The 12911-nt window shown below is 63.2% G+C and carries 11 protein-coding genes; 9 read left to right on the top strand and 2 right to left on the bottom strand.

Features of this window, described 5'->3' with window-relative positions; genetic code table 11:
* Positions 1–206 precede the first annotated feature (206 nt).
* The 9 genes from AAGQ88_RS15370 to AAGQ88_RS15330 all read left to right on the top strand — a co-directional run bounded on the left by AAGQ88_RS15370 (position 207) and on the right by AAGQ88_RS15330 (position 10659).
* Positions 207–1346 (top strand): MFS transporter, encoded by a 1140-nt coding sequence (locus tag AAGQ88_RS15370; RefSeq protein ID WP_285425336.1) that lies wholly within the window; start codon positions 207–209, stop codon positions 1344–1346.
* Positions 1347–1538: 192 nt separating this feature from the next.
* A complete protein-coding gene (locus AAGQ88_RS15365; protein WP_285425335.1) occupies positions 1539–2219 on the top strand; it encodes a hypothetical protein in 681 nt (226 codons plus the stop codon).
* 80 nt (positions 2220–2299) lie between these two features.
* Positions 2300–3220, top strand: a complete 921-nt coding sequence (locus tag AAGQ88_RS15360) for a DNA-3-methyladenine glycosylase (protein WP_342652836.1) — start codon at positions 2300–2302, stop codon at positions 3218–3220.
* A 117-nt stretch (positions 3221–3337) separates the two neighbouring features.
* The gene (locus tag AAGQ88_RS15355) at positions 3338–3877 is read left to right on the top strand and encodes a methylated-DNA--[protein]-cysteine S-methyltransferase (RefSeq protein WP_342652835.1); all 540 of its coding nucleotides are present in this window, start codon (positions 3338–3340) and stop codon (positions 3875–3877) included.
* 78 nt (positions 3878–3955) lie between these two features.
* Complete coding sequence (locus tag AAGQ88_RS15350) at positions 3956–4759, top strand: isocitrate lyase/phosphoenolpyruvate mutase family protein (RefSeq protein WP_342652834.1); 804 nt, start codon at positions 3956–3958, stop codon at positions 4757–4759.
* A 129-nt stretch (positions 4760–4888) separates the two neighbouring features.
* Positions 4889–5506 carry a transcriptional repressor LexA gene (gene lexA / locus AAGQ88_RS15345; protein ID WP_342652833.1) on the top strand — a complete coding sequence of 206 codons (618 nt, stop codon included), beginning with the start codon at positions 4889–4891 and terminating at the stop codon, positions 5504–5506.
* The gene (gene imuA, locus AAGQ88_RS15340; RefSeq protein WP_342655817.1) at positions 5506–6123 is read left to right on the top strand and encodes a translesion DNA synthesis-associated protein ImuA; all 618 of its coding nucleotides are present in this window, start codon (positions 5506–5508) and stop codon (positions 6121–6123) included. Before lexA ends, imuA begins: the two co-directional genes overlap by 1 nt.
* Before the next feature lie 7 nt (positions 6124–6130).
* The gene (locus AAGQ88_RS15335; RefSeq protein WP_342652832.1) at positions 6131–7561 is read left to right on the top strand and encodes a DNA polymerase Y family protein; all 1431 of its coding nucleotides are present in this window, start codon (positions 6131–6133) and stop codon (positions 7559–7561) included.
* Positions 7558–10659 carry an error-prone DNA polymerase gene (locus AAGQ88_RS15330; RefSeq protein WP_342652831.1) on the top strand — a complete coding sequence of 1034 codons (3102 nt, stop codon included), beginning with the start codon at positions 7558–7560 and terminating at the stop codon, positions 10657–10659. The genes AAGQ88_RS15335 and AAGQ88_RS15330 overlap by 4 nt, the downstream gene beginning before the upstream one ends.
* Positions 10660–10713: 54 nt before the next feature.
* Here the strand turns inward: AAGQ88_RS15330 and iolG are convergent, their stop codons facing one another.
* Together iolG and AAGQ88_RS15320 are read right to left on the bottom strand one after the other, a co-directional pair.
* The gene (iolG, locus tag AAGQ88_RS15325; protein WP_342652830.1) at positions 10714–11712 is read right to left on the bottom strand and encodes an inositol 2-dehydrogenase; all 999 of its coding nucleotides are present in this window, start codon (positions 11710–11712) and stop codon (positions 10714–10716) included.
* Between the two features lie 58 nt (positions 11713–11770).
* On the bottom strand, positions 11771–12796 hold the full coding sequence (locus AAGQ88_RS15320) for a LacI family DNA-binding transcriptional regulator (RefSeq protein ID WP_285425326.1): 1026 nt from the start codon (positions 12794–12796) through the stop codon (positions 11771–11773).
* Positions 12797–12911: the final 115 nt, after the last annotated feature.

Genomic DNA, 12911 nt, shown 5'->3' with positions numbered 1-12911 from the left:
TTTACTGCTGCCGAAGGTTTCGGAGCAGTTGCGTGAGCGGCAATTTGCTGAGGTGCTGTTGCTGGAGAAACACTTGATCGGGTGATGCCCTTTCTTGAAAGGGCCGCTGTCAGGATTTCTGCTAAAAAAGTGCGCTGATGCGGTTGTCAGACGCCTCACCGGTGGTCATGCTCCTGCTACAAATTTGTTACAGGACCTTTCCGCGCATGCCTGCCGACGCTGCCCGTAATGCCGATCTTGCCTCGCGACGTTCCGCCACCATTCTCGGTTTGTGCCTGCCCAGCGATGTGCTGCTGTACCTGCTGTTGCCGATGAACGCCGATGCATTCGGCGTCACCCTGGCCCAGGCCGGTGTGCTGCTGGCAGCCAATCGGCTGGTGCGGATTTTCGGCTACGGCTATGTCGTGCGTTTTTACGCCGAACGGGGCGACAGGGCCGCTTTGACGCTGGCCGCGCTGGTGTCCGCCATCTGCGCGCTGGGCAACTCGTTCATTACCGGGTTCTGGATGCTGCTGGTGCTGCGGCTGGGGTGGGGCCTGAGTTACGCCGCGCTCAATCTTTCCACCCAGGCGCTGGCCACCTCAGAGGCGGGCGGGGCGGCGCGCCGGTCCGGGCGATCCCGCGCAATCATCGCCGTCGGGCCGATGCTGGCGTTGCCGATCGGCGCACTGATCAGCCTGTACTTCGGGCCGCGGCTGATTTTTCTGATTCTGGCGCTGTGTTCGTTAGTGGGGCTGTGGCTGGCCCGGGGCCTGCCCGCAGCGCCTCACGCGATGCCGAGTCGCAGCGGGCGTCGGTTCAAGCGGCCGGACAGCGTGGCCATGTGGTCATTCATCGAAGGCGTCGCGCTGGATGGGCTGTTCATTTTCGGCCTGTCGCTACAGGCGCAGCATGTGCTGGGAGGTAACGCGGTGGTGATCGCCGGGGTGTTGCTGGCGCTGCGGTATGTCTCGGAGATGCTGTTGAGCCCGCTCGGTGGGCGTGCCGCTGACAGCTTCGGCGCGGTGCGCATGCTGGTGGTGTTTTCCGCAGCGACGGCCGTGGCGCTGACCGCGTTCGGCCTGCACTGGCTGATCATCGGCGCAGGCGGCGTGCTGATTCTGCGGGCGTTGCAGCTGCCTCTGGTGACCACCCTGGTCGCCGAACGTAACCCCGGCACCGGGCGTGTTCAGGCACTGGCGGGCAATGCGGTCTGGCGCGACGTCGGCGCCGGGGTCGGTCCGTTGCTGGCGGGCGTGGTCTTGCCGATCGCATCGCCGGTCTGGGTTTACAGCCTGGCAGGTCTTGCCGTGGTGATCAGCGCCATAATCTGCAGCCGATATACCCCTCAGGCGGACGCCGCTTGAGGCGATGCAGTCGACCGTTCGGCGAATAATCCGGTAAATCAGACGTTTGCGTGCAACCTCTCAAGCATTTTCCCCTCTCATGGTCATTCTTTGTAGGGACATGAAGCCTCGTGACGCTTGAGGCGCAGAAAATGCGACAGGGACGTTGAACAGGGCCTCGCGCCCCTCACGCATGACCAGCACCGGGCCTTTATGAGCATTTCCAATTCACCTGCCATCTCACGCGCATTTCAGTGTTTAACCTGGCTTCTGCCGCCCGTACTCATCGTCTGCACTGCTATTTTCTGGTTCGCCGCCGGCAAAGGTGTCCACGCCGAGCCCAAGAGCGGCACGCAAACGCTGGTGTTTCTGCGGCACGCTGAGAAGCCCGACATGGGCCTGGGGCAATTGAACTGCCAAGGCCTGAATCGGGCCATCGACCTGTCCACCGTGTTGCCCGAGACCTTCGGCAAGGCCGATTTCATTTTTGCTGCCAACCCCAGTCGTCATGTCGAAGAAGGTGAGGGCGATCATTCCTACAGCTATTTGCGCCCGCTGATGACCGTCGGCCCGAGCGCGATCAAACTGGGCCTGCCGGTCAACATCGACTACGCCGCCAATGACACCGGCGACCTGGCCGACGAATTGATGCGCGACAAATACCACAACGCCACGATCTACACGGCCTGGTCCCATGGTTATCTGCCCGAATTGATCAACAAGGTCGCGCAAGAAGCTTCGGGCAAAGACCTCAAGCTGGTCGACGAGTGGATTGGCGATGACTTCGATTCGGTGCTGGTGCTCACGCTCAAATGGGACAACGGCAAGGCCACGCTGCAATACGAGAACCACAAGCAGAACCTGAATGACGGGGCAATCGGCTGCCCGACGTGAACTACGGTGCGCCGAGGTTTTGTATCAGCGTGCGGATTGCGTTAGCTTCCTGCTGACGTTTTCATTCCGGCACCTCCGACATGCTGCAGACCCATCACCTTCAGGCCACCCGTCAACTGCCGTTCAAACGGCCTTTTGACTGGCAGCGCATGCTCGACTTCTTCGCTGCCCGGATGACGGCCGGCGTCGAGGCAGTGATCGATGGCGTGTACCTGCGCAACATCGAGTTCAACGGCAGCGCAGGCACGTTGTCGGTGGCGCTGGCGCCGCACGCGGATCACCTGATTGTCACCGTGCACGGCGAAGTCAGCCGCCATATCGATGAGCTGGTCGTGCCGGTTTCGCACATGTTCGATCTCTACGCTGACCCTCACGTCATCGACCCCAGTCTGGCGAGCGACCCTTGGCTGGCGACGTTGGTGCAGGCACGCCCGGGGCTGCGGGTGCCGGGGGCGTTTTCAGGTTTCGAGCTGGTGGTGCGCACCATCGTCGGCCAGCAGGTCAGCGTCAAAGGCGCGACGACGATCGTCGGCAGGCTGGTACAGCGGGCCGGGGTTCAGATTGGCGAAAGCGCCAGCGAACCGCTGGCCTGGCGTTTCCCGACGCCGGATGCCTTGGCGCGCGCGAACCTGGACAGGATCGGCATGCCTGGCAAGCGCGTTGACACTTTGCAGCGTCTGGCGGCGTCGGTTGCCAGTGGCGAGCTCGTCCTCGATGCGCGCGCGGGCCATGTCGATGAGCGCAGGCGCCAGTTGCTGGCGCTGTCAGGCATCGGCCCGTGGACCGTCGAATATGTAGCGATGCGCGCCTGGCGCGACCCGGACGCATGGCCGGCCTCGGATCTGGTGTTGATGAATCTCATGACCTTGCAGGACCCGAGCCTGACGCGGCTGGCGCTGCACAAAGTCCGTGCAGAGGCCTGGAAACCGTGGCGCGCCTACGCGGCGATGCACATCTGGAATTCGGCCGCAGATGTCGCCGGCAAAGCCAAAGGCGGCTGATTCGGAATTCGACCGCAAGAACTGGATGGCCCGTAGCACACGCGCCGACCGATAGTATGGACCCCCCCCGCTGCGCCGCCGTTCGCAGTGTACGACTGTAGACAAGGAGTGACCCTGATGACCTTTACTTACCGTTTTGTCGATTCCCCGGTCGGTCGGCTGAAGCTGGTCGCCAAGGGCGAGTGTCTGGCGGCCATTCTCTGGGAGCATGAGCGCGCGAACCGGGTGCTTCTGGGCGAGATGGCCGAGGACCGTGGCAGTGAGATCATTCACCGCGCACAGGCGCAGCTTGCCGAGTATTTCGCCGGAACCCGCAACCAGTTCGAACTGGCCCTGGACTTTCACGGCACCGACTTCCAGAAGAAGGTCTGGCAGGCGTTGCTGACCATTCCCTTCGGTGAGACCCGCAGCTATCGCGAGATCGCTGTGCAGGTCGGCAATCCGGCGGCGGTGCGTGCCGTGGGCGCGGCCAATGGGCGTAATCCGATCTCCATCGTCGCGCCGTGCCACCGCGTGATTGGCAGCTCCGGTGCGTTGACCGGGTTCGCCGGCGGACTCAGCGCCAAGCAGTGGCTGCTGACGCTGGAGGGCCACCGCCTGCCAGCGTCGTACACGCAAGCGCAAGCGCTCCCGTCGCTGCAGGGATCGCTGTTCTAGACTCAGCGCTGGCCACGTTCGGCGGGAGCGCAAGATGCTGCTCCGCCCTCATTGAGTGTCACCCCAAGGAGATGAAACATGCCTGCTTCTGCCCAAACGTTTCGCGATCTGCACCACCAGCCCAGCGTCCTGCGCCTGCCCAATGCCTGGGATGCGGGCAGCGCCAGGCTGTTCGAAAGCGTCGGCGCCAAGGCCATCGCCACCACCAGCGCCGGTGTCGCCTGGGCTCAAGGCTATGCCGATGGGCGGGTGTTGCCGATGGACGTGGCGGTCAGCGTGGTGGCCAGTATTGCCAGGCTGATCAAGGTGCCGCTGTCGGTGGACATTGAAAACGGCTACTCCGACGATCCGCACACCGTCGCGCAGAACGTCAAGCGCATCCTCGATGCGGGCGCTGTGGGCATCAATCTCGAAGACGGGCCCGATGCGCCGCACCTGTTGGCGCGCAAGATCGAGGCGATCAAAACGATGGCGGCCAACAGCGGCCTGGACGTATTCATCAATGCCCGCACCGACGTGTACCTCGCCAGCCTGGTCGAGGAAGGGCTGCGCGTCGAGGAAACGCTCAAGCGCGGCAACCTGTACCAGCAGGCGGGCGCGGACGGGCTGTTCGTAGCCGCGCTGGTGGATATCGAGCAGATCGAGGCCGTGGTGCAGGGCGTTGACCTGCCGATCAACCTGTTGGCTCGGCCAGGCCTGCCTGATGCCGATGGCCTGGCGAAGCTGGGCGTGCACCGCCTGAGCGCCGGGTCCAGCGTCGCCCAGACCTTGTGGGGGCAAGCTGAGATTCTGGCCCGGGGGTTCCTCGAGCAAGGCCTATCGGAGCCCGTTACCCAGAGCAACCTGACGTACCCGCAGATTCAGGCGCTGTTCGGCCACTGACCTGAGTGAGTGGCTGACGAGACGTTGTCTGTTCACGTCGGCCAATTGCCCCATGTTCGTGTTCTCTGATGTGAGAAATGTCAGCAGCGGATAAATGGCGCTGTTCAGTGTTCGGCAAAAAGAGTACAAATGTACTCCATGACGACTCTGACTCCCCGACGCGCTGCCATCCTGACGTTCATTCGCGATCGCATCGCCCAGCATGGCCAGCCACCCAGCCTGGCAGAAATAAGCGAAGCCTTCGGTTTCGCGTCGCGCAGTGTGGCGCGCAAACACATTGTGGCGCTCACTGAAGCCGGCCTCATCGAGGTCACGGCCAATCAGGCTCGCGGCATCCGCCTGGTTGACGCCACGCGGCGTCCGGACATGCTGGAAATCCCCGTGCTGGGCCGTGTGGCGGCAGGTGCGCCCATCGGTCCGGACATCGATCACCACGACACCTTCACCCTGGACAGCCGCACATTCATGCGCGTCCCCGATTACCTGTTGCGGGTCACGGGCGACTCGATGATCGAGGACGGCATATTCGACGGCGATCTGGTCGGCATCCTGCAAAGTGCCGAAGCCCGTGACGGGCAGATCGTCGTGGCACGGCTCGATGGCGAAGTCACCATCAAGCGTCTGGAGCGCGGCGACGATCAGCTTCGGCTGTTGCCACGCAACCCGGCTTATCAGCCGATCATTGTCGGGCCCGATCAGGATTTCGCCATCGAAGGCGTGTTCTGCGGGCTGGTGCGCCGAGAATGATGGGCGCAGTGGTCAGCCTCGACGCGCTGCTGGACGAGCGTCGAGTCTGGAAAGGCCGTCCGGAGGTTCAGCCGGTCGCCGCCCAGCCCACCGGGCACGTTTTGCTCGATGCCGCTTTGCCGATGGGCGGATGGCCACCGGCGGCCCTTACCGAAGTGTTGATCCCGGCCGACGGCTGCGGCGAATTGCGCCTGTTATGGCCGACCCTGGCGCGACTGGCCGACAGTGGCGAGCGCATCGTGCTGATCGCACCGCCTTACGTGCCTTACGCGCAGGCCTGGCAGGCGGCGGGCATCGATCTGCGGCAGTTGTCGGTGATCGAGGCCAGCGAGCGTGATGCCTTATGGGCGGTCGAGCAATGCCTGCGCTCAGGCAGTTGCGGTGCGGTGTTGTGCTGGCCGAACAAAGTCGATGACCGCGCCTTGAGACGGCTGCAAGTGGCCGCCGAAACCGGGGAAACCCTGGCCTTCGCCTGTCGGGAGCAGCAAGCGGCCGCCAATCCGTCTCCGGCCGCCTTGCGCATCGCCATCGACATGCGACCCCACCAGTTACGGGTGCTCAAATGCCGTGGCGGGCTGGCGCCTTCATCACCCATTCCTTTTACCACCGACGCCTGAGGTTCCCATGCTCTGGGCTTGTGTCCTGCTGCCGCAACTGGCGCTGGACGGCGTCATGCGTCGTCGCGCCGACCCTGAACGTCCTCTGGCATTGATCAGCGGCAGCGCCCAGCGCCGTGTTCTGCAGACCGTGAATCCTGCCGCCCGTGAACTGGGGCTGCGTCCCGGTCAGTCGCTGACGGCAGCCCATGCCATGACCCGCGAGTTCGACACCGTCGATTACGATCCGGATGAAACCGAGCGCTGGCAGCGGCTGTTGGCGGCCTGGGCCTATCGCTTCAGTTCCCATGTCAGCCTGAAGTACCCGCGAGTGCTGCTGATGGAGGTTGAATCCAGCTTCGGCCTGTTTGGCCCATGGCCTGTGTTCGAGGCGCGCCTGCGACAGGAGCTGACCGGGCTGGGGTTCAGTCATCGCATTGTCGCGGCGCCCAACCCGCTGGCGGCGCGCATGCTCGCCAACGCCCACGACGGTCTGGCGGTGAATGACAACGACAGTCTGCAGCAGGTGCTCGATCAGATGCCGGTCAACCGGATCGGCCTGTCGCAGGAGGTGGCGTCGGCACTGGCGCGCATGGGCCTGCACAGGGTCAGACAGGTGCTGGCCTTGCCCCGCGACACCCTGGCCCGGCGCTTTCCGGCGACTGTGCTGCAACACCTGGACACCTTGTTCGGGCGCAGGCCCATGGCCCTTGAGTGCTACGTGCCGCCCGACCATTTCGACACCCGCATCGAGCTCAATTTCGACGTTGAATCCCATCAGGCGCTGCTGTTTCCGCTCAAGCGGATAATCGCCGATCTGGCGCTGTTCCTGGCCGGGCGGGACAGCGGCGTGCAGCGCTTCGTCATCCATCTGGAGCACGTGCCCAGTGTGGGCAGCGTGGCGCCGGACACCTTGATACCCGTTGGATTGCTCAGCGCCGAACGTGAAGCCAACATGCTCTTCGAGCTGGCCCGTGGGCGTCTGGAACAGGTGGAAGTCCCTTCGCCGGTTCGAGCCTTGAGATTGCAGGCCAGGGACTTGCCGGCATTTGTGCCGTCTCACCGCGAGCTGTTCGACGACCGCCCACAGCAAAGCATGCCCTGGGAGCAATTACGCGAGCGACTGCGCGCCCGGTTGGGAGACGATGCCGTAGGCGGTCTCGGGTTTCAGGCCGACCATCGCCCGGAGTGTGCCTGGTCGCCGGTCAGCCCAGTCAAACCGGCGAAAGTCACCCACAATGTGCCGCGTCCGGGGTGGCTGCTGCGTGAGCCGGAAACGCTGGTCGAATCTGGCGTGCGTGTGCTGGCAGGGCCCGAACGGATTGAATCCGGCTGGTGGGACGGCGGCGATGTGCGCCGTGATTATTTTCTCGTCGAAACCCGCAACGGACAGCGCGGCTGGGCCTACCGCAAGGTGGGCGATGACAGCGGCCTGGTGCTGCATGGCTGGTTTGCATGAGCTGCGAATACGCCGAGCTGCATTGCCTGTCGAATTTCAGCTTCCAGCGCGGCGCATCCAGCGCCAAGGAACTGTTCGAGCGGGCAAAACAGCACGGTTATCAGGCGCTGGCGATCACTGATGAATGCACGCTGGCTGGCATCGTGCGTGCCTGGCAGGCTGCCCGTGACGCCGAGCTGCCGCTGATCATCGGCAGCGAGATCACCCTCGAGAACGGGCCTAAAGTGGTGTTGCTGGTGGAGAACCTGCAGGGTTATCAGGCGTTGTGTCGCCTGATCACTCAAGGGCGGCGACGCAGCAAGAAAGGCGAATACCGCCTATTGCGCGAAGACTTTTTGCAGCCCGTACAAGGCTTGCTCGCGTTGTGGGTGGCGGACCTGGATCAGCCTGCCGAGGTGCGCCGGGAACACGGCGAATGGCTGCGCGGTATTTTTCAACACGATCTGTGGCTGAGCGTCCAGCTGCACCGTGGGCCGGATGATCACCTGCGACTGAACACGTTATTGGCATTGGCACGTTCACTGGGCATACCGCCGGTGGCCAGTGGCGATGTGCATATGCATGCTCGTGGCCGACGCGCGCTGCAGGACACCATGACTGCCATCCGACATCACACCCTTGTCGCGGAAGCCGGACACCGGCTGTTCGCCAATGGCGAGCGGCACTTGCGCCCGCGCGCGACGCTGGCCGAACTGTACCCCGCGCAGTTGCTGGCTGAAACGCTGGTCATTGCCCGACGTTGCACCTTCGATCTTGGCCAGTTGCGCTATGAGTATCCCCATGAACTGGTGCCTGCCGGGTTCACGCCCACGAGCTGGTTGCGAAAACTGACCGAAGCCGGCGCCCGCTGGCGTTGGCCCGACGGCGTTCCGGAGGTGGCGCGGCAGAATATCGAGAAAGAGCTGAAGATCATCGCCACGATGAAGTACGAAAGCTACTTCCTCACCGTCCACGACATCGTCAACTTTGCCCGCGAGCAGAGCATTCTGTGCCAGGGTCGGGGTTCTGCAGCCAACTCGACGGTGTGTTTCGTGCTGGGCATCACCGAGCTCGACCCGGCCAAAGGCAATCTGCTGTTCGAGCGCTTCATTTCCGAGGAGCGTAACGAGCCACCCGACATCGACGTGGATTTCGAGCACGAACGCCGTGAAGAAGTCCTGCAATATGTGTTTCGCCGATACGGCCGGGGCAGGGCGGCGCTGACTGCGGTGGCCAGCACTTACCACGGTGCCGGAGCGGTCCGGGATGTGGCGCGGGTGCTGGGCTTGCCACCGGACCAGATCAACGCGTTGGCCGACTGCTTCAGCCGCTGGAGCGACAGCATGCCGCCTGTCGAGCGCCTGCGTGAATGCGGCTTCGAACCCGACAGCCCGGTGCTGCGCAGGGTCATGGCGCTGACCGGCGAGCTGATCGGATTTCCCCGCCACCTGTCGCAACACCCCGGCGGGTTCGTGATTTCCGAGCACCCGCTGGAAACGTTGGTACCAGTGGAAAACGCGGCCATGGCCGACCGGACCATCATTCAGTGGGACAAGGACGATCTGGATCTGGTGGGCCTGCTCAAGGTCGACATTCTGGCGCTGGGCATGTTAAGCGCGCTGCGCCGCACCTTTGATCTGGTTGAACTGCATCGGCATAAACGCTGGACCATTGCCACGCTTCCCGCCGAAGACCGGCCGACCTACGAGATGATCAGCCGTGCCGACACCGTCGGCGTGTTCCAGATCGAATCGCGGGCACAGATGTCGATGCTGCCGCGCCTGCAGCCCAAGACCTTCTACGATCTGGTCATTGAAGTGGCGATCGTCCGGCCGGGCCCGATTCAGGGCGATATGGTGCATCCGTATCTGCGTCGCAGAAATGGCGAGGAGGCGGTGACGTATCCCTCCGAAGCGCTCGAAGAGGTGTTCAAGCGAACCCTCGGCGTGCCGCTGTTTCAGGAACAGGTCATGCAGCTGGCGATTGTTGCCGCCGATTATTCGCCCGGCGAAGCAGATCAACTGCGCCGCTCCATGGCCGCCTGGAAACGCCATGGCGGGCTCGAGCCGCATCGGGTCCGGCTCAGTGATCGGATGAAGGAAAAGGGCTATCCCGACGAATTCATCCATCGCATTTTCGAACAGATCAAAGGCTTCGGCAGCTACGGTTTTCCTGAGTCCCACGCCGCCAGTTTCGCCTTGCTGACCTACGCCAGTTGCTGGCTCAAATGCCACGAACCGGCGGCGTTTACCTGCGCCCTGATCAACAGCTGGCCGATGGGTTTCTACAGCCCGGATCAACTGCTTCAGGACGCCCGGCGCCATCACATCGAAGTGCGTCCGGTGGATGTGCGTTACAGCGACTGGGACTGTTCCCTGGAGCCGGTCGAACATCCCGACTACACCCGCAACCTGGCGATCCGCATGGGCATGCGCATGATTCGTGGCTTTCGCGAGGAAGACGCCCGGCGTATCGAGCAGGCCCGCCGGCAACGTGCATTAAAGGACGTCACGGATCTGTGCGTCCGCGCCGATCTGGATAACCGCGCACGTGCCTCGCTGGCGGACTCCGGGGCATTGCGCGGTCTGGTCGGTCATCGCCACCGCGCGCGTTGGGAAATAGCCGGCGTCGAGGTGCAGCGTCCGTTGTTCGGTGATGACTGCTTCGGCGAAGAAGCCCAGGTCGTTTTACCGCTGCCCAGCGTGGCTCAGGATCTGGTGGCCGATTACGACACCCTTGGCACTACGCTGGGTCCGCATCCGATGGCGCTGTTGCGCAATAAGTTGTCAGCCAGACGCTTTCGCAGTTCGAAGGACCTGTTGACTGAAGAGCATGGGCGCAATTTCAGCGTCGCCGGACTTGTAGTGGGGCGTCAGCGACCGGGTACCGCCAGCGGCGTCACGTTCGTCACGCTGGAAGACGAGCATGGGATGATCAACGTGGTGGTCTGGCGCGACCTGGCTGAACGGCAGCGCAAGGTCCTGGTGGGGTCGCAGCTGCTGCAGGTGTTCGGCAAGTTCGAATACCAGAAGGGTGTGCGCCACATCATTGCGCAGCGGATGTTCGACCTGACTCCGCTGCTCACCGGTCTTGATGTTCGCAGCCGGGATTTCAAATAACCGGGTGCAGCCTCCGTCAGGGCCGGGTGCTGCACTGTGGGTGGGTGATTGTGATCAAAGCTCGACCTTGACCGCTCGCCCGGTCCTGATCGATTCCAGTGCGCAGTTGGCCAGATGCAGGGCTTTCAGGCCATCCCGCGCGCTGGTCGGCAATGACTGGTGCGCGCGCACAGCGTCGATGAACTGGTTGAGTTCGATGCGATACGAATCGGCATAACGTTCGAGGAAGAAGTTCAGCAACGGCTCGCGCACTTCGGTCTGGCCGGCGCTGTAAGTGCGAACACTGCTGGGGCGATGGTTGTCGTTGAGGATCATGCCCTTGGAACCGAACACCTCCAGGCGCTGGTCGTAACCGTAGACGGCCTCGCGGCAGCAATTGATGTGGCATTGCTTGCCCGACGCAGTGCGCAGCAGCACCATCACGCTGTCCCAGTCCTCCAGCTGCGCCAGATCGGGCTCCACCAGACGGCTGGCGATGGCGATCACCTCGACCGGCTCTTCCCCCAGCAGCGTGCGGGCGGTGTCGAAGTCGTGAATGGTCATGTCGCGGAAAATACCGCCGGAGTGCTTGAGGTTGTCCAGCGACGCCAGTCCAGGGTCGCGACTGGTGATGATCACCTGACGCACCTCGCCGATCTCGCCGGCGGCAATGGCTTTGCGCATTTGCAGGGTGTCGGGGTCGAAGCGCCGATTGAAGCCCAGCATGACGTTGCCGTTGAGGCGCTCGACCTCTTCGACCGCCTGTGCAGCCTTGCCGAAGTCCAGATCGATCGGCTTTTCGCACAGCACCGGCTTGCCCAGCTTGACCGCCCGCAGCATGTAGTCGATGTGCGTGTCGGTGTGGGTGCCGATCACCACCGCGTCGACATCGTCTCGGGCGATGGCCTCGGCGCAGTCATACGCCGCCGCGCAGCCCAGCCTGGCCGCCAGCGCGTCGACGCCTTCGCGCCAGGGGTCGGCGATCACCGACAGTTGCACGTCCGGATTGGCCGCCACGTTGGCGGCGTGGATGTTGGCGATGCGGCCTGCGCCGAGAACTGCAATGCGTAGCATGGGTGGATCTCCTGGGATTGTTGTTATCGGGTAGATCGGTCTGGAAAGGCGACGCCTGTCAGTGCGCCAGATTGAACGGTGTCACGATCTGCACCTGGGAGGAGGTGATCGGATCGACTGTGCATAAACGATGAAATTGCAGGAGGTGCAGGAATGCCTGTCGCGCATCGACCTGCAGGTTGTGATCGATGACGGCGGCGATTTTCTCCTCGGCCAGCAACTGACGGTTTTCCTGATCGAGGTCGTGACCGATGAACACCGCCAGTGGACGCTCCAGCGCCTGGAAGGCGTCGACGATCGCCCGGTTGCCACCTCCGACGCTGTAGACCGCCTTGATCGACGGGTTGTCATGCAACGCCTGAGTCACCCGCGCGAGGGTCGGTTGATAGACCCCGAAGCCCCCACTGACGTCGACCACACGCAGATGCGGCGCACGACTGCGCAACCAGGTGCGAAAGCCCATCTCACGCTCTTCTTCGCCGCGAAACAGTTCGCTGCTGATCACCACCGCGACATCCTGCGGGCTGGTGTCCAGCCAGCGCGACATCAGATAAGCCGCCGTCTGCCCGGCCGTACGGTTGTCCATGCCGATGTAGCCGATGCGTTCGCTCTGGGGCAGGTCCGACACCAGTGTGACCACCGGGATGCCCGCGGCCGTGACCTGGTTGACCGCCTCGTTGATCTGCGGCTCGTCGGCAGCCTTGAGGATCAGGCCCTGACTGCCTTTGCCGATGCAGCGCACGATCAGGTCGTGCATCTGCTGGGTGTCGATTTCCTGATACAGGTGATAGCGCGGAAAGATACGGAACGGCGCCAGATTGCCCAGCTGTGCGTGGATGGCTTCCTGCACCGCGTCGCTGAAGCGCTTGGGGGTGTGCAGGATGATGTCGATGTGAAGGGTCCGGCCGACGGCGGGGCCTGACTTTTCCTGTGCCTCGAGTTCTTCGAGGGCTTGCTGGATACGCCGGTTGGTCTGGTAATGCACGCTGCCGCGCTCATGCAACACCCGATCGACCGTGGCTTTGCTGACGCCCGCCTGGGCTGCGATTTGCTTGATCGAGAAACGCCTGGCGCGGTCCAGCATGTCGATCCCCTGGCTTGGAATGAGCTTTTTGTGAGGTCTTGTTGAGGTCGATTCGGGCCTCAATGAGGTGAACGCAATGCTAGTCTCAGTTCCATTCGTTGTACAGATGGAATTT

Origin of the sequence: Pseudomonas sp. F3-2, assembly GCF_038804275.1 — a bacterium.
Lineage (GTDB): Bacteria > Pseudomonadota > Gammaproteobacteria > Pseudomonadales > Pseudomonadaceae > Aquipseudomonas.
The sequence above is the reverse complement of the archived record's forward strand: the minus strand, read 5'-3'. Positions and strand labels throughout refer to the sequence as shown.

Bases quoted from the DNA above. Each gene is read 5' to 3' on its own strand.
- AAGQ88_RS15370 (WP_285425336.1), top strand. From the start codon at position 207: ATGCCTGCCGACGCTGCCCGTAATGCCGATCTTGCCTCGCGACGTTCC.
- AAGQ88_RS15365 (WP_285425335.1), top strand. From the start codon at position 1,539: ATGAGCATTTCCAATTCACCTGCCATCTCACGCGCATTTCAGTGTTTA.
- AAGQ88_RS15360 (WP_342652836.1), top strand. From the start codon at position 2,300: ATGCTGCAGACCCATCACCTTCAGGCCACCCGTCAACTGCCGTTCAAA.
- AAGQ88_RS15355 (WP_342652835.1), top strand. From the start codon at position 3,338: ATGACCTTTACTTACCGTTTTGTCGATTCCCCGGTCGGTCGGCTGAAG.
- AAGQ88_RS15350 (WP_342652834.1), top strand. From the start codon at position 3,956: ATGCCTGCTTCTGCCCAAACGTTTCGCGATCTGCACCACCAGCCCAGC.
- lexA (WP_342652833.1), top strand. From the start codon at position 4,889: ATGTACTCCATGACGACTCTGACTCCCCGACGCGCTGCCATCCTGACG.
- imuA (WP_342655817.1), top strand. From the start codon at position 5,506: ATGGGCGCAGTGGTCAGCCTCGACGCGCTGCTGGACGAGCGTCGAGTC.
- AAGQ88_RS15335 (WP_342652832.1), top strand. From the start codon at position 6,131: ATGCTCTGGGCTTGTGTCCTGCTGCCGCAACTGGCGCTGGACGGCGTC.
- AAGQ88_RS15330 (WP_342652831.1), top strand. From the start codon at position 7,558: ATGAGCTGCGAATACGCCGAGCTGCATTGCCTGTCGAATTTCAGCTTC.
- iolG (WP_342652830.1), bottom strand. From the start codon at position 11,712: ATGCTACGCATTGCAGTTCTCGGCGCAGGCCGCATCGCCAACATCCAC.
- AAGQ88_RS15320 (WP_285425326.1), bottom strand. From the start codon at position 12,796: ATGCTGGACCGCGCCAGGCGTTTCTCGATCAAGCAAATCGCAGCCCAG.